Below are 25,469 nucleotides of genomic sequence, written 5' to 3' on the forward strand. Positions count from 1 at the left end.
TTCTTTCTCATCGTTAATTAAAATTGTAAGTTAACTCCTAAAGATACTGTTCTAACTATTGGGCCATCACCTCTCTGGTATCCAGCCGTTAATGGTGTGTTTGCGTTATTTGATGTTTGACCTGCTGCTTCAGGATTAAAACCTTCATAACCTGCAGCAGTGAAGTAAAATAAATTCTCACCGGTCATATACACCCTTAAATTACTAATATTTAAGTCATTCAATACGGATTCTGGGAAGGTATAACCCAAAACAATATTTCTCACCGTTACAAAAGACGCATCCTGAATATGATCATTTGTAAATCGTCTATGAACGGTTAAATCAAAATCTGGAAAATTAGAGACCGGATTTGCAGCAGATTCACTAGCATAATACAACTGATCTAAATCGGCAACTCTAACTTCGGCACCGTGAGATCCTTCTAGCTGCACCGAAAAATCAAAATTATGAACATTAAGAGAGGTATTAAAACCCCAAGTAAAATCAGGATAAGGACTTCCTAATTCTGTTCGATCTTCATCGTCTATGATACCATCACCATTTAAGTCCTTAACATAAACTCTAGCAAAATCATTGTTAAATCTATTAAATGGATTATCTACCCATTCTAGCGGGACTTCCCTATCATACACCCAACCATAAAAGGAGGTTATGGGTTGCCCTACTCTCGCGATAAATTCGGTAGGTCTTGTATCTTGATCTATTCTTGAAATGATTTGCTCGTTACCACCTAGGTCAACGACTTCATTTCTATTTAATGAAAATTGACCAGAAGCCGTCCATCTTATGTTCTCATCAGCGTAGAGTCTTGAATTTAATTCAATTTCAAATCCCTCATTTTTTACCTCACCAATATTCTGTAACCAATTATCAGCGCCATAAACCGCAGCCACAGGTGCAAAAAGGATTAAATCCTCACTAGTCCTTGTATAGTAATCCAGTGATAGGTTAATCAGTCCATTACCAAAGGTGATATCTATCCCTGGGTTGAATTCAATTAATTTTTCCCATCCTAGATTTGCGTTGGCTAGTGTTGTTCCTTTTACCCCCGGGTCTCCATCATAACTGATTGTACTAAATGTTTCTTCGAACCTATAAAGCGATTCATATATATTATTGGAGATTTCGTTGGATCCTGATATCCCGTAACTCGCTCTTATTTTAAGGAAAGTAATAAAATCGCTTGATGACAAAAACTCCTCATTCGAAATAATCCAACCCGCGGATGCCGCCGGGAAAAAACCGAATCGATTGTTCGGTCCAAATCTTGTGCTACCATCGGTACGCGCCGATATTTGCAACAAATACTTTTCATCATAGTTGTAATCTATTCTTCCAAAATAGGACACCAGCTTTTCACTCGCATTATTCGTAAAAGTCGTACCGCCGTCTGCAAGCGCTATATTATTATTGAAATCATCGGTAAAGCCGACCGCTTCGGACTGCTGTCTAAAAAAGTCTCTTTGCGTAAATTCAAAACCTAGTATGGAGTTAAAATTGTGCTTACCAAAACTCTTATTATATCTTAAAATGGATTCAAAAGCATACTGATTAATTTCATCGCGTATCTCTTCTCTAAAGGATTCTTGCTCTCTGTTTTCCTGACCAAAAAAGAAATCGGCGTTGTTGTTTTTAGTATGTCTGAAAATAGCAGATACGGTTTGTCTAAAGGTTAAACCTTTGGCTAACTTTACATCTAAATACGTTGCCGCGTTTAGTGTAAACTGCTTTTTCTCCCGAGATCTTTCTAAGAAATGTACTAATGGGTGTACATTTCTAGTTGTGGATAAGGTCAAACCACCAGATGGTAATGAACTCGCAACAGGTAGACCTGTACTTGGATCTCTTAAAATAGATCTAGGGTTATTGGGATCGACCGTAAATACATGATCAAATGCTCTAGAAAATCCATAGCTTCCTACACCTATATTCTCAAATTGAGCACCAGCATCTCCTGGATTTCCACCAGTAATATAATTAAGATGATCTTCATTTAAATATAATGGTATATGCCCATATTGTCTTAAAGGATCTGTAAATCGCGCTGGTAGCCTTACTTGGTCGTTATAATTGACACGTAAGTTCCCTCCGAATTTAATCTTCTTATTTTTTGATCTGCTATCTACTTTTATTCTAGCATTGTACTTTGTGAATTTATCAACAAGGGCAACACCTTCATCCTGGAGGTATCCCAACGAGGCCACATAATTTGTTAATTCTGTACCTCCTCTTACTGATAATGAGTGGCTTTGAATAATACCCCCTTCAAAAATTTCATCTTGCCAATTCTTTTCACCATCCCCGAGAGATGCTATAAACTCCATGGCTTCTAGCTCTGCATAGGCATTATTATAATCGTTGATAATTCTATTAAAATTTGGACTCGTTGGAGCGATTTGATCAACAACGCCCTGTAAGCTATTTAGTCGTGATCGCTCGTCTGAAATAGAGGTATTAAAATTGTCATTATTAACGGTATATCTAAAACCCGTAAATGTATTGTAAGAGAATTGTGTTTTACCGGTAACACCTTCCTTCAATGTAATTAAAATCACACCGTTTGCACCACGAGACCCATAGATAGCCACGGATGAAGCATCTTTTAAGACACTGATAGATTCAATATTATTATTATCTATCGACGCCAGAATATCGGGCTCAGTTCCTAAAACTATACCGTCCACCACAATTAATGGCGCAGAGGTGCCTGTAATTGAACCGGGGCCTCTCAATGTGATCTTAGGATCACCACCAGCTTCGGATGCCACGGTTTGAATTCTTAATCCGGCTACTTTACCTCTTAAAGCATCTTCTACCCGAGGTACCGAAAGGTCTTTGATATCTTTACGTGATACCTTTGTCAGAGCACTGGTTACATTGCGTTCTTTCTGATCACCATAGCCTATGAGTACAACCTCGTCTAAGACACTAGTATCTTCTTCCATGACTACAGCTATATCTTGTTGTCCGCTGATTACAATCGTTTGGGTTTTATATCCAAGATAGGAGAACTGTAATATCTCCCCGTCGCTCACTTCAAGCGTAAAATTACCGTCAAAATCGGTGGAGGTACCTCGTTTTGTATTCAAAACGAGAATATTAATGCCAGGAATTGGCATTTTATCATTTGCCGAAGTGACACTACCTTTTAAGACATAAGCATCTTGAGCAAAAATCACAGCACCAAATACTAACGCGAAGATGGCGGATAGCTTAATTTTTAAAGTCATTATAATTGATTAATTAGTTCGCTTAAACTGGTTATTAAAATTGGTTAACCAGTTTGGTTTACCAAATATATACAAAAGATCCCTAGTATAACAATCTTTTGAAGATTTATTTTTCTATTACGTATGCTGCGCTCTTGTTCTACGAGCGCAGAATCTAATAAAAATCAGCCTATTTTTACTAGTATCCAGCATTTTGTGTAATTACACCATCACTAGAGTTGATTTCTGAAATCGGAATAGGGAACACGTAATAATTAGAATTAATGGTCTGTCCCATCTCAGCGTCTACTGCACCTGTTCTCACTAAATCAAACCAGCGTTGCCCCTCAAAGGCTAATTCAAGTCGTCTTTCATCTAAAATGGCTTTTCTAACCTCATCCTGTGTCGTAGCACTACCAGACAAGCTGCCTAAGCCTGCTCTTGTCCTGATGTCATCTAACAGGGCCAAGGTGTTTGCCGCTGTATCTGAGCCATTTTCATTTATAGCTTCTGCATACAATAAAATGACATCCGACAATCTTATTTCTATCCAGTCGCTTTCAAGTCCTAAATTGCGCTTCACACTTTTTAGTTGCGTCGGATCATCGTCAATTGTCAAGTCCTTTCGCGTGGTATCTCCAGCATCATCGAAAGCCGTTATTAAATCAGGATTCAAAGGTAATAGGGCCTTATCTTCAAAACCACCATACCAAACCGTAAACTCTGAAAAATCGTACTCATCGCTAATGGTCGTTGATTTTTGGGTCGCAAAAATAATTTCTGAATTCCCATCATCTAAAACCTCCGAAAAATCAGAGACTAAAGTTACACCAGCAGCACTTGCATTGCTAATGACATCGCCTAAAAAGGCCTCGGCATTTGGATAATTGCCCATGGTTGCATACACTTTTCCTAGGAGTGCCTGAGCCGCTAACTGAGACGCCCTACCGTTTGATATCTCGGAGTTATCCAATACCGTGATGGCATCTGTTAAATCTGGTATAATTACCGTATTATAAACTTCTTCTTTGGGTTGTCTTACCAAAATTGACGTGTCCGTAGTACTCGGTGCTGCCGATAAATTCACCGTAACATCTCCAAATACTATCACTAGTTTAAAGTAGGACAATGCTCTTAAAAACTTTGCTTCAGCAATCTGTGTGTCATCTGTTGAGTTTTCAATAACATTGTTTGCACTTAATATGGATTTGTACATATTTCTATAGATCGGGGCGAAAAACTGATCCCCCATCGATGTTGTTAAATTACTATTAAAGGTGTGGAAATCTGTATAAGGTGCTTCTCTCATTTCCATATTATCAGCTCTGAAATCACCCATAACAGCCATAGGCGTCGCTGCTGCTTGTTGATAATAATACGCTGCATTTAATACGCCACCAAAATTGGTTAGGGAATCGGAACTTGCAATATTATCAGGTGCTTGATCTAAATCTTCACATGCGGTTAAAACCAGCATTGAACATACGATTAAATAGACTATTTTTTTCATTTTTCTTTTTTTAAAAATTAACATTTAAACCAAACGTAAAACTTCTTACAATGGGACTTGCGCCTTCTTGCACACCAAACGTTGTAGGCCCTTTATAAGTATCACCGCCACCGTCGAAATTCTTTATACCTTCAGGGTTATAGCCTGTATAATCGCTGCCCATGATATAAAATAAATTAGTGGCAGCCACATAGGCTCTAACAGAATTTAAACCTATTGAACTTATGAGATCAGAATTAAATGTATACCCTATAGTTAAGTTTCTCAGCGCTATGTATGACGCATCTTGTATCCCATGATCTGTTTGATCTCTATTCCTATCGTAAAAAAGTCCATTTTCATCTGCAATTCCATCGTCATTAGCATCAAAATCGCTTCTTAAAGCTCTTCCCCATTGCGATTCAAAATATAGGGGATCTAGATTATAAACTTCCCCTCCTTGTGCACCCTGAAACTGCATGGATACATCAAAGTTTTTATATCTTAAATTATGTGACATACCCCAATAAAAATCTGGTGTATTTTGGCCAATCTTTACGTAGTCATCTTCGTTAATTTCGCCATCGCCATTTTGATCAACCACATAACTATAGCCGCTCGTGTTATTTGGTGATAATGTAGGATCTTCTAATTCTCCTGTCGGTACGACACCTGTTGTTTCCAAGCCCCACATTTCTCCGATTTCACCGCCTACATAATTTCTAAAAACAGGACCTCTACCACTGACACCAAACTGTTCATCGGGTAAGGCATCTAAGTCTCCTAAATCGGTGATTTCGGTTTCTACAGTTGATAAATTAGCATTCATACTCCAAGTAAAGTCTCCTTTTTGCATCACTAATGCCCCCAATTCGAATTCTAATCCCGAACTTCTCAAATCGCCAATATTCTTATTGATTGCCGCAGTACCTAAGACCTCAGAAACACTCTGGCTAATTAACATATCCTCAATATCTGAGGTATAATAATCTACACTTAAACGAAAACGATTGTTTAGGAACCCTAGGTCAATACCGAAATTGGTTTCTGTATTGGTTTGCCATGTTAAATCTGCATTTTCTATATCGTCTGGAATTAAATAACCTGTTCCAAATGCTGTTGCGGAAGGATTTAATAAACTCAAGGAATTATAAGCTCCTAAAAATGCTGTTGTTCCAAGCGATCCTGTGCTCACCCTTAACTTCACTGTACTCAGCGTTTCGGAATTCCAAAACGCTTCATTGTGCATATTCCAACCTAAAGACACTGCTGGAAAGTTGGCATAGCGTTGATTAGCCCCAAAACGTGAGTCGCCATCTCGTCTTAATGAAGCAGAAAACAAGTAACGGTTGTCATAGGCGTATTGCACTCTTCCAAAAACACTATTTCTGGCGATGGTCTCATCGCGTTCTGTGACTACTATACTTTCTTGTGTTAGCAAATTATAGTTTAAAATATCATCATTGGGTAAGTTCGTACCATTCGTCGCTATAGCGGTGGTATAAAAATTTTGGAATTCAAAGCCAATGACTGCAGAGATATCGTGTTTTCCGATAACCTTATTATAACTTAAAGTCGTCTCACTCAATATAGATGACCGTTTTGTATTGGTTTCATCTAAAGAGGTTCTTGCGATTTCTCCTCGTCTATCTGCCTGCGACAAGGCGTGAAAGTACTGTTTGGTATCTCGAAGATCTGCACCTAAGACTGTTCTTATGTCTAAACCATCAATGATGCTATATTGCAAATAGGTACTTAAATTCACAAAATAGGTAGTCTCATAGCGATCTCTTTCCAATAACTTAGCCGCAGGTCCTTGATTACTTGAACCACCAAAAAGACCATTTCTACCATAGTGCCAGTCGTGAGCATAGTCACCAGGTTGCAAGGTATAAATACTAGCATTCATTGGTGTTTCACTATCTGCATTACCTCCTGAAAAACCACCATCAAATGGGTTCAGTCCTATAGCCTGAGCCTGTTGGTCTAACTGTTGTACAAAAGCAATGGATGCTTCGGTGTGAAATATAGGGTGAATACTGTAAGCTCTTAACAAGTCTCTTTGGCCATGTGCCAAAACATCTCTTCTGGAAGCAAATCCATTAACGTTAAGACCTGTTTTAAATTTATCACCCAATTTAGCATCTAAATTTAGACGTGCATTAAATCTTTCAAAACCTTGGGTAATCGCTATACCTTCTGTATCCTGATAGCCCATGGAAGCAAAATAATTGACACTTTCTGAACCACCACTCATACTAAAATCATGGTTCATGGTATAACCATTTTGGAATAACCAATCTTCAACAGCGACTTGGTCAGGCGCATTTCGATACATTTCTCTTCTCAAAGCCAAGATATCTTGATCGAGCCCAGAAAGATCCCAAGATCCATTATTGACGTTCCTTTCGATGGTATTGTCCCACTCTCTACCTGTTGGAAGGATATTATCGCGATATTTGCTCGATATACTGTAGAAGGTGTTGTAACTAAAGGAGGTTTTACCTGCTCGACCTTTCTTAGTCGTGACTAAGATGACACCATTAGCCCCTCGTGAACCATAAATGGCAGCAGAAGCAGCATCTTTTAGAACTTCCACACTTTCAATATCGTTAGGGTTAACGGTTGCCAAATTTCCCGAAATAGGGTAACCATCAACAACAATTAGAGGGTTTGAATCTCCTGTAACAGAAGCCGCCGCTCTAATCTGAATTTTAGGATCAGCACCTGGTTCACCACTTTGATTTTGAATAAGTACACCCGAAAGTTTACCTGCCAATGCATCATCTACACGGTTAGCTTGGATTGCAGCAACCTCTTTACCCTTTACTTGAGCTATGGCACCTGTATTGTGTATTTTCTTTCGTGTACCATAACCTACAATAACGACTTCATCCAAGGAATTGCCTTCTTTTAAGACAATATTTAAGTCTTGTTGATTATTTATGGTGACGGATTGTGTAGCATAGCCCACATAAGACACTTGAAGTACTTCACCATTCTTTACTTCAATTTGAAATTTCCCATCAAAATCTGTCGTTGCGCCTCTCGTCGTATTAACGACAATAATATTAGCACCTGGAATTGGCATACTATCTGACTCAGACGTTACTGTACCATTAAGCATATAAGTTTCTTGAGCAAAAACAAATGTGCTAAACACTAAAGCGACAAGTGTTGTCAGCTTAAATTTTACATTCATAATATTGATTATAATTAGTTAGAATTTATTGGTCAACCAAATTGGTTAACCAAACTGGTCAACCAAATATATATAAAAAAATGTTAACTCAAAGTGTTTTTTTCAAATAAAATGATAATGGTGCATATAAAACGATTAATATAGTATAGTTCATATCAAAAAAACCTCGGTTTTTACCGAGGTTTTGGATATATCCAGAAGTTAATATTGCTTTGTTAAGGAGGCAAATAATGGGATTAGGCGTACACTTATCAGGTTTTATCACCAAAATAGGCAACCGTATCACCGCTTAAAAAGTCTTCTCTCACGGGACTGAACGTATCAATCAACATACCTTCTTCCAAACACAGTGCGCTATGCCATAAATTAGGTTCTATATATACCCCATCACCAGCATTTACGATTTGCTTTACGCCGTCAATTTCAAATTCGAACTTCCCAGAAACACAATAGGTCGCTTGTGTATGGAAATGTTGGTGCGGCGCGCCCAAGGCGCCTTTATCAAACTTTACTTGTACCATCATTATCTGATTATCATAACCTAAGAACTTTCTCGATACACCGCCACCAAGTTCTTCCCATTCCATATCCTTTGTGAGGATGTACTTTTCACTAAATCGTTTCATAATTTTATTATTTGTTTGCTTTATTTAAAATAATAGGGTCCTGTCCAACTGTAAGATGATCCATTAATACTTAGATCATGTATTGCATCAACAGACGCATTATTGTTGGATGTTATAAATATTTTGGTAGTACCACTTATCGTTGTAATTGCGACTGCCGTATAGGCCTCATTATCGAAAATGACTTGGAGTTCTGCTATACTACTCTTAGAATTCTCTGCAGACTCCGAAACAGGACTATAACGTCCATGTGCTTCAATTACTGAAACAAAACATGTGTTTTTGGTATCGTTTCGCCTTAGTATTAAGGCTGGATCACGACGTAAATTAAAGTCCGGATCATTTGCTCCTATTCTAGCAAAAAGCAATTCATCCTTATGACTTGTAGACGTGGTTAACGTATAAAATTTGTTATTATTAAACCAAGAGAACTTAGAATTATCATCGCGGGCTTTTGCCGTTGCCTCAAGATATAAATGCTGATAGCCGTTTTTTGTTCCTAAAGGCTTTAAAACTTCTTTTGTTTTATATTCAAAATTAGTCTGCAATATTTGCCCAAAATAGTAATAGGGCAAATCATACTGATCGGCCTTATCGGAGGTCACCTTCATGATATCGAGTACATAAGGTTTTTCTAAGGCTTCGTCTTTAATTAAGGCCATCGTTCGGAGCATTTCGGTACCGGGATAGGCATTGCTTTCTGCGGCACTTACAACCTGTATATCCTTAGGATCAAAAGAAAAATAATTGAGATCGGAATGAAACTGACTTCCTATATCATACTTTGCATTGAAGTGAGACCTCTCATTCTGTATTAAGGTATTATGCGCTATAGTTTGCTTTGCCCAAGTTGTGTTTTCTTTTAGATAGTTTCCGCCACCTTTTTGCTCAATATTTACATAACGGACCAACCCATAATCCTGAATCACTTCCTCACCGTTTTCATAGAAGGAAAATGACAGCTTATCGTAATGTCCATGACTTGAGCCCTGACTCGCATATTTAAAGACTAATTCTAGGTCGTCTTGTCTTAAAATACCAACACCTCCTTGTTTTCCGTCGGACCCATCTGATAGGTTAATTGATGTTTTTGCAAATGGTTTTTCGTTTCCTTCTTTAATCCCCAGTGCCACTGCCAAGCCAGAATCATCTAATAACACCCGATCTTGTTGTTTAGCGATGCTTAACAAGCCTGGATCCTGGTCACCGTAATGAAAGGACACATCAACAGCTGTTACTAAGGCCCCATTATAATAGGACATTCCTTTTTGGCCATCGTTAAGTGGAAAGAATTCCCCTTCGGCATCAGATAGGTTGAGGAGTGCGTTTATGGATTTCAAAAGTACCCCTTCTTTATATTCAAAAATCTTAAGTTCTGGTTTTACATTGTGTAATCCTGTTGCAAAAATTAAAAATGGGTACATAGCGTAACGTTGGTAATAGGGGCCTTCATTATAATATCCGTCAGGTGAAAATGGCTCTTCGATATTGGCCAAAAAACCCGCTTTTCCATTGGCGTTTAAAAACCCGCCATCATCATCTTTCTTGTTGGCATCTAGTTCTAAATCCTTAATGCCGTATAAAGCGCGATCAATTAATGCTTCATCGTTCATTACTAAACCAATCATGCCAACGGCCGCATTTCCCCAGGTGCTATGATTATGAACTCTTTGATAGAATTGTGGACTATCTACCGAAATGTGATCCGCAAATGGTCTAAACAAATTTGTTTCGAGCTTCTCGCGCTCTTCTTGCGTTAAATAATCATAAATGCAATCGTAAGCCTGACTTACATAAACCAACCAGTTGGCGTCATTTAAGCATTGCCAAAATAATTTGCCTCTAGCATAGGATCGTGTTTTTGGATGCAGCGGTAAGGTCTTATATAGGGCTTCATAGGCCATCAGCATGTCTTTGACATATTTGGCGTATTTCTCATCATCCAAAATTTGGTAGAGCAAACCCGCCTTTTGTAATGTAAACCAATTGCGCTTATGCGTGACGTGTGTATAGCCTCCTGAATAATCTTTGGGAATCGGCACATCAATCCCCTTTTCGATTTCAGAATCCACTTCTGCTTTCACCTTTTCTAAAGACCTATCGAAAATTGGTATTGAACCTAGCCGTGCTCTAATGGCCTTAACGCCCTTAGCCGTAAGTATAAGTTTGGGGTGTTCCTGAGATAGGTCACCATCAGCATGATATTCTGTTTTCGCCGTGCTTTCTTGTTTACATGAAAACAGCACTGTCAACGTCATGATCAGCAGTATTTTTAGCCTTGCGCTATATCTTGTCATTTCAATAAATTTAATTGGAAATTACAATCATTTTTGAAATGACTTGCCGACTGCTCATAAGATTTACAATATAAGTGCCATTAATCAACATGGAGGTATCAATAATAAGTTCTCCTGATGCCATTTCCATGGTTTGTTCAAGAACTTTTCTTCCTTCAATACTATAGATCTGGATTTGTTCTACCTGCGCATTGATGTCTTTAACATACAACTTATGCTTAGCTGGAACAGGGTAAAGTGATATGCTGTTTTGTAAATCAAAGTCACTTACTGACAGACTCTGGTTACCAAAAAATTCTACTTCTGTAATATTATTCCAAGGACTTACTCTGGTATCTCCCGCGCTATTAAATCTCCCGTAACCTATTAACTTTACATAGCGTGCATTGGCCATAACTTCATATTGATCGAAAGCATCATCCACACCAGTTGTGGTTGTAATTATTAAGTCCCCTGTTGTTGGCAAGAGTAATGTAAAATCTGAAGGGGCTGTGCCACTCGTAGAAATTAATACTTGCAATCCATAAGGGTCATCCTTATCGTCAGTTGCGATTTGTATTAAATCGAGATCATAAGTATTACCCAAGTCGAAAATAATATATTCGCCATCACCTTTGTAATCTCCTGGCAATAGGGCACCATCTTGAGCTGTCCAATGTGAGTCTGTATCTTTATCTAATGTATTTACGGCATAATTAAACTTATTATTGGCAGGCTCGACTTGCTCTTGAGAAAACGAGTGAACACTAACAGGATCATCTGGCAAACCTGTATTTATAAGGTTGTATAGATCTGATAAATCTGCACCTTCTTGAGTAACGTCTAAGATTCTCACAATATCATCGCCTCCAGGATTTTGAGTAAAGGTCACCGTTCCCGCTCTAGCATTTGTATCGGTATTTTCAGTTACTGATACCGTAATGATGGCGTCACCAGAACCTGAGTTTATATTAATGGATATCCATGCATCATTAGCCACTGCCGTCCAACCAACATTTGCAAATACGGCAACATCATTACTTCCGGCTTCATAGGTGAATTCGGGTAAAGTATCAACAGTCAAAGACTCTGGTACTTCAATAGTGCAATCGCCATCTATGATACTAGCACCTAAATGATCGACAAAACAAGCCCCTATGCCGTAACCAACCATAGCATCTGTGGTCGGTTCATAAGTTCCCATATCAGCGCCCTTATCTGCAGCGCCTGTTCCGGAAAATGTAAAAATTTCACCATCGGCTGTCGCCATAATTGCTGCTTCTTCAGTAAATCCGGAATTCGTTTCTCCTAAAACAGTCCCTGTGTAGACATTGCCTAGATAATTTAATGTCGTGCCGAGATCTATATAAGATGTTGGAGTATCGCCTGTTAATACATCTGATATATTTGGGTTGGACATCGAAAAATAAATTAAGTTATCTGCAACAGTCCCTGTCGGATCGGTTGATCCTTTATCAATATTATAAAACAAGGGCGCATTCGTATTGACTATTGTATTATTAGAGAGGTTGATATTTTCAGATTTCTGATAGCCATTGGTCATATTAGTAGATGTACAAGACACATCATTAGCGTCATTACCACCTAAAAATGTGATGCCGTTATTCCATTTCGCCTGACTATTCACCGTAATACAATCTTGGATGTAATTATTGGTAATATCATGATTGCTATCGGTAATTCTAATTCCTCCGGTACCCTCGATATTTTCTCCTAAAAAATAATTACCATCAACGGTGGCATCAGAACCGTGACGCAGCACTAGAGAACCTCTACAGCGTCTAAACGTATTATTGATAAATGTATTACCCTTGCTTTTATTCGTGATAATTTCATTTTCACCATCGGCTTCAACAAAATAATTGTTACTTACGGTAACATTACTGTTTACATTTTGTTCACCACTAGCACCAATACGAATGGTCTCACTATCTCCTGAATTACTCAGCGTATTATCAATTTTCTCATAATTATAGAAATAATTATTACTAATGGTATGACCAACTATGGAGCAAGGATCATTCTCCGCATTGTATTGGTATTCAGCTAAAACCAGTGCCCCCGCACTTGCCTTATTCATAAAAGAACAATTGATAACCGTATTGTAAGTGCCATATAGTACAATCCATCGGTGTTTTGTGATGGAATTGTTAGCGATATCATCAGCTACATCGTCCGGATGTATGACTAAACCATCGATGACACAGTTTTGAATGGTACTATGATTCGCATAGTCTGTGCCATTTCTAAACTGAATAAAATTACTGGCACCAAACCCGCCTTGCCAATGAAAACCGTCAACAACCACATAGTCGCCTCCTATATTCATTTGTAAGCCACCAGTGAATATAACACCTCCAGGTGTTTCTGCCCTAAACGTAATGGGATTATCTGCCGTACCATTACCAATAAAATCTATGCGCTCATCACTAGTATAAATACCATTCTCTAATATAATGGTGTCACCTGCCACATAAGTGTTATTCTCTAAATCCTCTGGATTATTAATGTTATAAGTTGTTTGTCCTAACATAGGTATGAAAAACAACAACAATAGATAAAAGGTAATTTTTTTCATTTCTTAATATAAAATTGGTTTACCAATCTGGTTTACCAAAAATACAATAAAAATTCAAGTATAAAAATTCTATGGAATAATGTGTGGCTTATTGTAAACTCTGGAAGCTTTATAGACCTATTAAAATCTTAACAGCGATTTGTCGATTCTGGCCAATTCATAAGTCTTTATGATGGTATTAGGCCTTATATTCCATTCGGAAGTTTTGGTTTTTTTAATCCGTTACTACAACTAATTTTGATTGCTGTACTTGATCGCCTAGCAGCTTAACTAAGTAAGTTCCCTTGCTTAAAGCAGAAATGTCAAGTACATGTTCTAACTCATTTTTAGTGGCCTTCTCCATAACTTTTCTACCATCTAAAGTGTACAGGACTATCTTAGTTGCTGCTTGCGGTATATTTTTTAATGCTATGGTGTTTTTTGATGGATTTGGAAAAATAACAAAGGTATCGTTCAACGAGGCAGTTTCAAGAGATAAGGATTCTACTTCTTCAATACTAAAATTTGCAAAACGGACTGTTTCGTCTCGAAGATCTTGCGCGTTAATGAGACTTCTATAAATACCCCATTTTGGTCTTACAAAATCAGCTTCAGGCCTCCAATTCACAATATTAGTGGTCGCGTAGGAAAATAAAATAGAGCCATCGCTCACGTTTTGAATCGTAATTTCATAAGTTCCAGAAATTCCGTATTCTATTTTCTCAGTAACTTCTAACCATACATCTACTAAAGGCAATAAGTCAGTTTGTGCTAATGTGATTTGTGTGTCCGTTTCAGCATACCGCAGTTCCAAGCGATCTGGATTACTTTTTCGTACCGTAAGTGTATACATTGGCATACTCGATAAGGCACCACCTACGGATTTTAATTGGTGGAGATGTGTAAAATTTGGAGATGTTTGAAATCCGCTTGACAATTTGAATTTCCACTTATAAATTACTTTTTCACCTACCACACCAAGCAAATTATCTGGGGACTGATCGTAAGTTTTTATTTCGTTTCGCTGTCTATCAAAATTGATACACCGATCATTATCTGGTGTGACATGAATGTGAAAGCGAAAAACGTTTGCGTTTAAATCTGTATCATAAACTTCATCAATATGGTCACCAAAGCTTGTATGGCCGCAGTCGGGCACTTCTACAGGGTTATAGCCTGGCGCCAAAACCGATGTAATTAAGCTATACGTATTTCCTGGGCCATCTGCATCTAAAACCACTTGTCCGTTTGCATTTATCAACATAAGCAATGCGCTCAACACACAAAAACATCTCATATCTTACCAGATTAAATTCGCTAATATTCGTTTTTATTTGGCTTTGTTCCTAATCCTAAAGTAGCTGCTTTAAACCATACCTCTGCATAACTTCCATTGGCATATTGTTTAGCGATATCGCCATTGTAGGTTTGTGACTTTGTACTTTTTCCATTAGCCTGATTGTAACAACCCTGTTTAAAATAATTTTTTTCACCGGCATAGGCATTGGCTCTTTCTTCGCTGACCGTCCTCCTTGAAGCATACACATCAATTACCTGTTGCGGAATATCTGCTTTGGTCGGAAAATCTGAAGTCACTAAGCTTTTTGTGAATTTTATGGTTTCATGTCCCTCACTACTAAAGGTGAGATACATAATGCCCTTGAACACATTTACTTCATAACTAAATTCTTCGCCTAAGGCAATACCATCTTTAGGCTCCTCAGGATAGGTTGTTGCCTCTGTGCCAACCACTGAAAAATCATAGCCCCAGACTGCTGTTGAAAAATCCCACCTTCCAGAATTATCGCCTTTGGTATTGATTTCATAGTTCCAGAAGACTGAGCCTTTTTTATGTCCAGGGAATTTTTTATAGAAGATTTTTAAAGGCTCATTCTCATGACCTTCGTCGCTGTGAATTTGTCCAATAACCACCGAAAATGCCGAGGCAACAGTCGCATCGCCTGTGGTTGAGACATGCTGCACTTTCACAGTTCCCGTTAATTTGCCACCAGTTTCGGGTATCCAATGTGCTTTTTCACCTAATTCCGTTCTCGTATTTTTTGATGTTCTTGATGTTACGCCTGCATTGGGTGTTTTGTAGACTACCCAATCCGTTCCTGCTTCATGTTCAACATAAAAATAATCGGCTTTTTGGTAATCCACTAAATCATCTTTATACGTTCCGTCACCTAATAGGATTTTCCATTTATCCATAAATGGAATGACATCGCTTGGGTAAACTTCAGCCTTTGAATTCTCCTTATCGGAACGCTTCGTATTATCTGCACAATTGCTTATAAATAGTGTGAAACTTATCACTAAAACGTATTGAACTATGGTTGTCATTTTCGAAAACTTCATAATTGGTAGAGTTTTGGATTTCGCATGAATTGCAAGGCTTATGTCAATGGTTTTATAACATCACCTTATAATAGCACCGGCGGTTTCAGCTTGCAACAGGCCTTGGACATTTTCAAGTGACACCGTATTTACATCTCCCGGAACCGTATGCTTTAAGGCACAAGCCGCCGAAGCAAATTCTATAGCCTGCTGATCATCATAATGCAACAATCCGTAAATAAGACCCGCAGCAAAAGCATCACCGGTCCCTACCCGATCGATAATATGGGTTATATTAAGCATATTGGATTTAATGTACGCTTTCCTATTCCACATTTTTCCCTGAATTTGGTGGTGCGAAGCACTTATTATCCGTCTTGTTTTTTTTACGACGTTCTTAATGTTAGGAAAATGGTTGATTAATTGCTTGGCCAAATCTTGGAATTTATCATCATCTTCACCTATGGAAAACATGTCGCGAATGCCGCGACTACTTGTTATCACAACATCGCAATGCTCTACGAGTTTAGGTATAACGTCTTGCATGGTCTTTCCATATTTCCACATATTTCTTCGAGAATTAATATCGCCCGAAACCGTTATTCCTAATTTATTTGCTGTTTTTATGGCTTCTAAAGTACATCTAGCAGCCCCTTCTGAAATTGCGGGGGTAATCCCTGTCCAATGAAACCAATCGGCATCCTTAAGCACCTCTTCCCAATTGATCATGGAGGGTTCAATTAATGAGAATGCAGACCCTTCTCGCTCATAAATCACCTCACTAGATCTGTGCACCGCACCTTTTTCGAGAAAATACTTTCCGATCATATCATCGCCATAAATTACATGCTCTGTACTTAACCAATGTCGACGTAAGAACTGCGTAGCAGCTTTTCCTAAGGCATTATCAGGAAAACGAGTGACATGAGCCGCCTTCATCCCGAGATAAGCACATGAAATACCTACGTTGGCCTCGCCTCCACCATATACCAAATCGAATGAAGACGCCTGAGAGAATTTTTCATATCCAGGAGGAGATAACCGCATCATGACTTCACCAAATGTTATTACTTTTTTAGGCATAACTATTAATACATCAATTTTAATTTTAGATTTTGCTCCGTTTTAATGTGTCCTGAATTAATTAATTGGTTATTAGATTCTACATTATTTTTGGCACCCCATAATATAGCTACAAACGCCACAGGATTATTTTCGAAGGTATTATTAGTGATATTTACATTTATAATACCTCTGTGGTTTAACAGCATTCGGTTTTTTTCTTCAGCACCACAATTCGTGAACTTAGAGTTGGCTACCAAAAGATTTCCTCCGATAGTCGATTCGTCATAGCCCCCTCTATAATAGTCAATCACATTTTTTGAAACATTATAAAAGGAACACTCCTTAATTGTGAGATACTCGGTATTATAATCTCCTTTATCATTGGTTTCTTCGGATAATTCTATACCGTTTTCACAATCTAGGATAGTCGTATTTTGAAACGTAATACGCTCCGCAAAAGATTCTTTATAAACTTTTAAAGCATACTTGAAATCTTTTATTTCGCAATTAGAAACCATTAACCCAAAATGGTTAGACATATTTTCTTTGAGACTGGCAAATGCATAATTACTCGTGTTACCATTTAAAGTGACATTAAATAATGTAAGCTTGCCCTTTGGATGCAATTCAAAAAGCGGTGTATTTTCTAATCCAGAAAAATTGATAACAGCGTTGGTTTTACCGTCATGCTGAATCGTTATTTTCTTATCAATAATCAAAGAAGCATCTATGTTATAACTATAGGCTTTCAATTCTATGACATCACCATGTTCTGCTTCGGCAATTTTAGTACGTAACTCGTCAGCATTAGTAACTGCATGAATTGTCGGTTCTTTTTCTTCTATTTCGTTAGAATACCAACTGGTTCCGTATTTAGATTTATCTAAAATATTGGGCTTTGTTGCATTTAAATTCGTAACTGCACCAATTTTATTATCGACTCTTGACTGTCCGAATAAGTCATTTTCAATAGTTTCAAAATCAAAGCCTTTGTAGGGTTTTAAGTCTGAAGGAATTCCAGTGGGCAACGTTATATCATCTGATATTTTGTTTAACACCAAATCGGCTTCTATGAGCCCCCCATTAAAATTATTGAAGGTCAACCCTTGATTATCTATTATGTTGTTTTTGAATAATACCCCATCGGCCTTATCATTTTCTACAACGATAGTTTCTAATCCCTTTTCATTGTATACAATATTGTTTGCCACCGTGGTTCGTATGGCTCTTGCCGAACGGATTTCGGATTTTGGTAAAACATCGGCTTGTGCCAAATTTTGACCAACACCAAATTGCCAAGGCGCATTGCAATTAACATAGGTATTATATGCCACGACCACATCCGTGACTTGGTTATAGCGATTTAAAGGTGATTTAGGAATACCGTTCATCACCGCCAGTGGACTTCTAAAACTCTTTCCCTTCAGACCATAAAAATAATTATTGGTAACCCAATGTCCCGTATTAATGATTCGGATACCTCCATAGTTTTCATTAACCCCATCCCCGATAAAATAATTGCCATCTATAGTGGCGTAATTACCATGACGTGTTACGAGAGACCCCTCGCTTTTGTAAAACACGTTATTTCTAAATTCATTGAAATTTGTCTTGCTCGAAATCACCTCGACTTCACCATTGCATGCTTCAAACAAATTATTGGCTACTAAGGTATAACTTGGTGACATGGACGTAAAACTATCACCTAACTGAATGGTTTCACCACTCGGTCCACCTTTAACAGGTCTTGGTCCAAAGTGATTATTGATTATTTTGTGATAGTTATTGATACTTTCGACACCTGCAATACTGACTCTTACGGTGGGACCTCTATTGGTTTTTCCTGCAATGTAGCAATGACTCAACTCATTATGTCTGCCCCAAAATTGGACCCATAAATCACTATCGTCGCGTTTAAGTTTATTAAAATCTTCAATGACACAATTGGTCAGTTTGCAGTTATTGGCAATTTCGTCCAAGGTATCTTTATAGCTAATCTTAAAATCAACTACTGCATTTGAAGGCGAAAAGCCATTTTTGAAGTGTAGGCCTTCAACGGTCAAATATTCACCACCGAATTTTAGATACGATTGCCCTTCTATAAAGACCTTACCAGGTGTCTCTGCTTTTAAAACTATTGGGTTTTCTTTGGTACCTTTACTTCTAAATTTAATCGTAATATCTTTATAGGTTCCATTGGCCAAAATGATATGATGCCCTGGCTTACTATCCTTTAAAGCCTTATAAAGCGCGTCATGGTCCGAAACCTTAATTATATTATTCTGTTTTTCACAGGAATAAAGGCCTAAAACCATTACCAATAAAAATACTACGCTCCTCATTTTAATAACAATTAATTAATAAAACCAAAGCCTCTTAGTAACTAAAAGGCCTTGGTTAAGATAAATAATAAATAACTATTTAATTATAATTCTCCTTGTGGTCATTACTTTATGATCTGAAATAACTCTAACTAAGTATAAACCTTTAGTCAATTTAGAAACATCAACCCCAGACGTACCAAACTCTGCAGTCATAACTTTAGAACCTAATAAGCTATAAATCTCAACGCTTAAATCTGAAGTGTCAAGATTAGACTCAATATGTAATACTGTACTTGCAGGATTCGGATATAATTTAAATGTGTTTACCTGTTGGTCTATTGTACTTAAAGTGGCATCAGACACAGTTATTTCATCAGAATAATTAAAGGCTTTATCTGCGGCATATATTTTATAGTAATTACCCGCGGCATAATTATCCGTAAAACTGGTCTCCGTTCCAATATAGATCACCGTTCCTGTTAAACTTCCTGTCCCATTGGTGCTGACATTACCATACTCATATATACCATTTTGATTGGGATCATTATCTGCATTTGGCATTGTTGTAAACTTAAACACTACATAACCACCGCCATCAACACCACCAGAAGGCGCGGTCCAGCCAATAGTAGCGACGCCTGAATTATTCGCATAAGTCCCGGCTGTAGGCGCATTAGGTGCTGTATCATCATAGGGACCTGCATAGGTTACAAAATCATCGATACGAACGGTATCTGTATAGCCGTTATCATCACCGTCTAGTCGTGCAACTGCCCAATTTGACGCATTGAAAATGGAACCTGAAGTTACAGTCCGGTATGTTTTTGTATAGGTATCTGCTGCAAATGGTGTAACATCAGTGGTATTGCCAGCGACGCCACCAGAGGTATTGTTTAAATAAATCCCTGCATCTAAATCATCAGCTGGATCTGTAGGTGCTGAATAGAAATATTGTACCGTGTATTCTGTATCGGGTTGAATCGTAGGACTTGTTGGAGATGGCGATTGCATTCGCACGTTGTTTGAACCAAGATTAACCGCAAATGCTGCTGAGAAATCTCCTGTTCGGGCTAATGCAGGATCGTCTGTCATTTCCCTAACTGAAGAATTACTAGATGACGATACTGTCCATTGGGTCGAAGCTGTACCTGATTGCGAACTACCTGCCGTGCTCATGGTCGTATCTGCCGTTTGATTCTCCATACCACCGTCCATTTCAGGGAACTCACCGATAACTTGTCCAACGGTTGGAGGTGTAATTGAAGCACTTTCTTCAACCAGTGAAAAGTTATCGTAAAACACTTCGGTAGATCCATCAATAGAACCGAGTGATCTCACATAAACTACTACAAAAGTATTAGTGGCCGTAAAGGTCACGGAATTCGATGTCCAAGCATCAAAATCATTGGTAATCATCATAAAGCCATCGACGCTGGAATCGGAGCCTCCATTGGCATTGATACCCAGTTCATCGGCAATTTCGGTATTTAACAAATATACTTCTGATGGTGTTCCCATAGCTTCTGAACGCGATTCTACAGAAAACGTATAATCCAAACCTATAGTTAGCCCCTCGACTTTTTGGTAAAGGCGACGCGAGCTACCACCCATAAGATCTGGATTGCCATCATCGTACAATTTAACACCTCGTGTGCCATTATTCCCACTGCTGGTAGATCCAGGCTGTTCATCCAAACTTCCAGCCGAGCCTAGGTAAAAGATTTCTAGCCAGTCTTCTAAGGCATCATTATCCCAAACCGCCTGATAAGGACTAGGAATGTTATTACCCAGTTCGTCCTTTATCTCATTATTTGGTGTCATGTCATAAGCATCCGCATTATCGGTTGTACTTCCCATACTTCCCGAGCTTGTACCATGGTCATCACAGGTCGGGTTTTGCATGAGATTTTGACTCAAGACCACATTTGTACAGAGTACCAAAAGTAGACTGACAAAAATGCTTGATCCTTTTGCTAAGCGTAATTTTGTTTTCATATTAATTGATTTAGTTTATTATTTTTAGTGAGCTATATTTAAATTGAAATACTTCACATAAGAAAAGGCATTTTCATCTGTAGAAGTTAAGTAGTTACCAGCTTTAAAGTAGTTCTCGAAAGGCCATTTTTCAAGGCTAATATCTTGATAGATATAAGGGTCATTATCGTTTAATTGCACCTCTATTCTAGCATCAGAAGCTGTAATTCTAAACTCAAACGTATCATAGCCGACATAACCCAAATTGACCTTGACATCGGTCCATGTGCCATTGTATACATCGTATAAATCAAAACCTGATGTTGATTCATTTGCTAATGACTTTTTATGACTCCATACATACCCGTCTTTCCAATAGATTTTTATTAATGGTGGACCATTATTACCACTCAAATCATAGGTCTCCATATCTTCTTCTGATATAATTCCATGAATTTGCATGACTATGACTTTATGATAATCATCACTAGACGTGTCATTGGTCGATACACTATCAACTTTTAGGCTGCCTATCATTTCACCGCCTTCGAGAAGCGTCCAGTTTTCCTTTGAATTATTGGGATTGATTAATTCTCTTAATTCGGTTCTTGGATAGCTACTATTGGTTGTGGTCGCACCACCTTGGAAACAATAGAACACTAAGGATTGGTCGCTCGTATCATCATACATAAACGGCTGAACAGGCGCTAGTGTCTGATAACCATAATTATCCAATTGATTGGGTTGGTACTCATCGGGCTTACCATTACTGTCTTCATCGACGGGTAAGGTGACTTTCCAATTAGAAAAATCGACATCTGCATAAACGCTAGCATCTACTGGGTCATCGGGGTTATCATTTGTATCATCAATAGATGATGACCCATTTGAATTGGGAGAATCTGACTCTGGGTTATCGGAACAATTGACGACCAATAACGATATCATAAAAAACAGAATGTGATTAATCTTCATTTTAAATTGGTTAACCAGATTGGTTTACCAAATATAGAAATAAATATTGAGTATGCAAACTCAATAAAACAATTAACAGTTTTAGTCGGTAAAAGCTTAAGGTCGTCTGTAAGTTATTAGACTATAATCTCAAGCTAAATGACAAGAAACAAGCCTAACACAAAGCTATTTGGTTTGTGTAGTGGGAATCTGCGACCTACGAATTATGAGTTAGAGGACAACCCTATTTACAGGATCTCATAGTGTTATATTTCATAAACCCTAAAAACCCCATATACAATCGCTATTTTAAACGATACGTTTACTAGAGTTTTCAACGTGCTTAATATAATCCGATGGCGTCATCTTTGTAATTTCTTTGAACGCTTTATAAAACGTAGATTTAGAATTAAATCCAACCTCAAATGCAATAGATACTAAGGTAAACTCTTTATGCGCATTTTCGTTGATTCTTTGTGAAAAGTCCGCAACGCGATATTCATTGACCAGTTGATAAAAGGTTTTTTTATAAACGTTATTGAGCACCCATGATAATTTATTGGTTGTCGTATGAATCTCATCTGCTAAAATTGACAAGCTTAATTCTGGCCGTCGATAGCCTTTTTTTTCCTTAAAGAATATATCAATGAGGTTTTGAATCTTATGTATTTCATTGTCGCCAAGTCCATTCTTTCTTTTAGGTATGCTTTCAGTCTTAGAGGGAAAACGTATTTTAAATAATTCTGGATGTTTTAAGTTATAAAAACCTACGATATAAATCTGTATACAAAAGATTAAGCACGATATATCCCAGATCATTCCAATATCGATAGGTAATTTAACAACAAAGCGCTCTACCATGCCCAATAACCAAAAAATCATATAGATCAACAAGCAAATGAGCATGATCTCTATATACTTTATAATGGTTTGGTTAAAAGATAGTTCTTGTTCTTCATGTTTCTTATAGTAATTCAGTAGTCGATACGATTTGAATAAATAAGCCGAAATGGAGATGAAAAAAACGGCATCGTTCCAAAGCAATAAGGTGGTAAAGTAACGATGAAGATCTGTTATGGAATGATAAATATAAACATGGAAAAAGCAGTAGCCTAAAAACAGTAGGGCTGGTACATAGTGATAGTATGCTAACCGATAGTTTCCATTCTTGTAAAAAAGTAAACGTCTAATATAGGTGTAAACTAAAGGTCCGATAAAAAGATAAAAGGTATTAATAAAACCGCTATAGCGTCGCAAAAAGTAGGTATCCAAATCAGCTCCTATAGCTCTTTCCAATAGAAAAAGACTATAAATGGCCAATAGGTATTGTATAATCCTGTTAGCTCCGGTATGCTTCTTAGGGATATATTGAATGGCGAAGATCAAAAAAACACACTGACCAATAATCAATACCAGAAATAGCTCATACAATGACAGATTCATCCTCTTAAAATTTTATCCTAGGTGTGTTTTAATCTAACATAAAAATAAGTGTAATATTTTTTATCACTTCAAAAGATTAACATTTCATGTCCCTAGAACTTGCCTTTAATGTATCCATAGACTAAAAAACAGTCTGAGACTATAGTTTAGGACATCTCATACTCAAATTTGGTGCATCTGATGACGAAAAAAAGTTTTCTTTACAAAAATTTATTTACCACTATGAAATCAAATTATGTATTGATTCTTATGATCTGTCTATTCATATCTTGTAAGAACAATAGTCAATCAAAACATACAGAAGCAACCAAAATCGGGAATTTATATTTTTCTAAAGTAGACTTTACAAAAGCTAAGATTTCCTCAGAACCCTATTCAAAAAACTTTAATTTGCATAAGGACGGCTACCTTAGTATTGTCTTTACTTTAGAGCAACCACTGATACAAAGTCTTCGAGAATTGGCCCCTGACCTTTCCGAAGAGGATTTATTAAGCAAAGGGAATTTTCAATTTTCATTTGTTGTCGATGAGAACATAATTTATACAGAAAACCTAAATGTTAGAGCGGGAACTAGACCCCTTAAAACGGAGGAGCTTAAACAAGTTATTCCATTAGTGGCACCAGAGCGTATCAATTGGTGGGGTTGGTATATGTGGCAAAGGTTTATGAAAATTAACGGTGGACTAGATGCATTTACTGAAGGCAACCATACACTAAGCATAGAAATAAGACCTTACTTAAGAAATGAAACACTAAACGTTGGTCCGATTTTAGCAAAAGGAACGATTGCCGTAGAAGTGCCCAAAATAATTATAGATGAAACCCTAGTTCCTGTTCAGAACATACAACCTGGCAGTGGTTGGGAAATTTCTAATGCTAATTTTAATCATAAAAAAATAGAAGCACTCAATAGAAAGATAGCCGAAGGGAGATTTGAGGACATCAATGGTATTGTGGTGATAAAAAATGGTGAGCTCTTAATAGAAGAATATTTCAATGGTGCCACAAGAAGCAGTCTTCACAATGCCAGATCTGTAGGGAAATCATTTGCCTCTACCATTATGGGCATTGCCATTGAAGACCATTTTATAAAAAACGAAGATGCGCTCTTAAAAGATTTCTATGATTTAGAATCCTATAAAAATTATAGTGTTAAAAAAGATTCCGTGACACTAAAATCGCTTTTAACCATGAGTTCTGGATTTTTGGGTAATGATTGGAATGATGAAAGTCCAGGAACTGAAGATAAATTGCAATCCTCTGATCATTGGGTAAAGTTTACTTTGGATCTACCCATGCACGACAGTAAGGTCATCGGTAAGGATTTTACGTATTTTACGGCGGGGGTTAATTTACTGGGCGATATTATGCATAACTTAGTTCCCGATGGACTCGTTGCCTATGCGGATAAAAAATTATTTGCCCCATTAGGCATTACCAATTACAAGTGGTTTTATACGCCTCAAAAGATTGCCTATACCGGTGGAGGTATAGAACTCAGGGCGATTGATTTTGCAAAATACGGGCAACTTTATAAAAACAAGGGCCAATGGAAAGGCCTACAAATCCTAACGGAACCGTGGGTGGCCAAAAGTTTGGCTAAACAGGTATCACAAGCTAATGCCGGAATCGAAGATGGCTATTACGGTTACCTCTTCTGGAATAGTGTATACACAGTAAATGGTAAGGACTATGAAGTTTCTTTTTGCACCGGCAATGGCGGTAATAAGATTTTAATTTTCAAGGACCTCCCTGTTGTTGTCGTGATCACGGCTTCGGCATATAATAAACCCGGATCTCATGTCAGTGCTGACAAGATGATGGTTAATTATATTCTTCCGGCTATACTCGATGAGGGATAAGGCAATTGAATGCGCTCTATATTTAGTAAAATATTGAATCTTTAAAGGTTGCTGGAGCATTCTGACTACACCCATTTACGCAAATACTATATCTAGTATTAAATCATGACGTAGAAATCAGTA

At 37.7% G+C, this 25,469-nt stretch carries 14 protein-coding genes; 1 reads left to right on the forward strand and 13 read right to left on the reverse strand.

From position 1 onward, the window contains the following. Window positions 1-17 precede the first annotated feature (17 nt). The 13 genes from ACO052_RS19570 to ACO052_RS19630 form a co-directional block, all read right to left on the reverse strand. On the reverse strand, window positions 18-3,233 hold the full coding sequence (locus ACO052_RS19570; protein ID WP_422105492.1) for a SusC/RagA family TonB-linked outer membrane protein: 3,216 nt from the start codon (window positions 3,231-3,233) through the stop codon (window positions 18-20). Window positions 3,234-3,411: 178 nt separating this feature from the next. Further along, on the reverse strand, window positions 3,412-4,722 hold the full coding sequence (locus ACO052_RS19575) for a RagB/SusD family nutrient uptake outer membrane protein (protein WP_422105493.1): 1,311 nt from the start codon (window positions 4,720-4,722) through the stop codon (window positions 3,412-3,414). Window positions 4,723-4,732: 10 nt separating this feature from the next. After that, on the reverse strand, window positions 4,733-7,903 hold the full coding sequence (locus tag ACO052_RS19580; RefSeq protein ID WP_422105494.1) for a SusC/RagA family TonB-linked outer membrane protein: 3,171 nt from the start codon (window positions 7,901-7,903) through the stop codon (window positions 4,733-4,735). A 251-nt stretch (window positions 7,904-8,154) separates the two neighbouring features. Then, a complete protein-coding gene (locus tag ACO052_RS19585; protein WP_422105495.1) occupies window positions 8,155-8,529 on the reverse strand; it encodes a cupin domain-containing protein in 375 nt (124 codons plus the stop codon). Window positions 8,530-8,549: 20 nt separating this feature from the next. Continuing rightward, window positions 8,550-10,826, reverse strand: a complete 2,277-nt coding sequence (locus ACO052_RS19590; RefSeq protein ID WP_422105496.1) for an alginate lyase family protein — start codon at window positions 10,824-10,826, stop codon at window positions 8,550-8,552. 10 nt (window positions 10,827-10,836) lie between these two features. Then, the gene (locus ACO052_RS19595) at window positions 10,837-13,404 is read right to left on the reverse strand and encodes a chondroitinase-B domain-containing protein (RefSeq protein WP_422105497.1); all 2,568 of its coding nucleotides are present in this window, start codon (window positions 13,402-13,404) and stop codon (window positions 10,837-10,839) included. Between the two features lie 214 nt (window positions 13,405-13,618). Further along, the gene (locus ACO052_RS19600; RefSeq protein ID WP_422105498.1) at window positions 13,619-14,680 is read right to left on the reverse strand and encodes a T9SS type A sorting domain-containing protein; all 1,062 of its coding nucleotides are present in this window, start codon (window positions 14,678-14,680) and stop codon (window positions 13,619-13,621) included. A 20-nt stretch (window positions 14,681-14,700) separates the two neighbouring features. Beyond that, window positions 14,701-15,744, reverse strand: coding sequence for a polysaccharide lyase family 7 protein (locus tag ACO052_RS19605; RefSeq protein WP_422105499.1), 1,044 nt, complete (start codon window positions 15,742-15,744; stop codon window positions 14,701-14,703). A gap of 60 nt (window positions 15,745-15,804) precedes the next feature. Beyond that, window positions 15,805-16,806: a sugar kinase gene (locus ACO052_RS19610; protein WP_422105500.1), complete on the reverse strand. Its 1,002-nt coding sequence runs from the start codon at window positions 16,804-16,806 to the stop codon at window positions 15,805-15,807. A 5-nt stretch (window positions 16,807-16,811) separates the two neighbouring features. Continuing rightward, window positions 16,812-19,130 (reverse strand): chondroitinase-B domain-containing protein, encoded by a 2,319-nt coding sequence (locus tag ACO052_RS19615; RefSeq protein ID WP_422105501.1) that lies wholly within the window; start codon window positions 19,128-19,130, stop codon window positions 16,812-16,814. 75 nt (window positions 19,131-19,205) lie between these two features. Beyond that, entirely contained in the window at window positions 19,206-21,107 is a 1,902-nt protein-coding gene (locus ACO052_RS19620; protein ID WP_422105502.1) for a T9SS type A sorting domain-containing protein, read from the reverse strand. Window positions 21,108-21,131: 24 nt separating this feature from the next. Next, entirely contained in the window at window positions 21,132-22,061 is a 930-nt protein-coding gene (locus ACO052_RS19625; RefSeq protein ID WP_422105503.1) for a polysaccharide lyase family 7 protein, read from the reverse strand. A gap of 288 nt (window positions 22,062-22,349) precedes the next feature. Then, window positions 22,350-23,483: a helix-turn-helix domain-containing protein gene (locus ACO052_RS19630; RefSeq protein ID WP_422105504.1), complete on the reverse strand. Its 1,134-nt coding sequence runs from the start codon at window positions 23,481-23,483 to the stop codon at window positions 22,350-22,352. Between the two features lie 222 nt (window positions 23,484-23,705). Between ACO052_RS19630 and ACO052_RS19635 the strand changes: the two genes are divergently transcribed. Further along, entirely contained in the window at window positions 23,706-25,346 is a 1,641-nt protein-coding gene (locus ACO052_RS19635; RefSeq protein ID WP_422105505.1) for a serine hydrolase domain-containing protein, read from the forward strand. Window positions 25,347-25,469 lie beyond the last annotated feature (123 nt).

This window comes from Winogradskyella sp., assembly GCF_965228925.1.
GTDB lineage: Bacteria > Bacteroidota > Bacteroidia > Flavobacteriales > Flavobacteriaceae > Winogradskyella.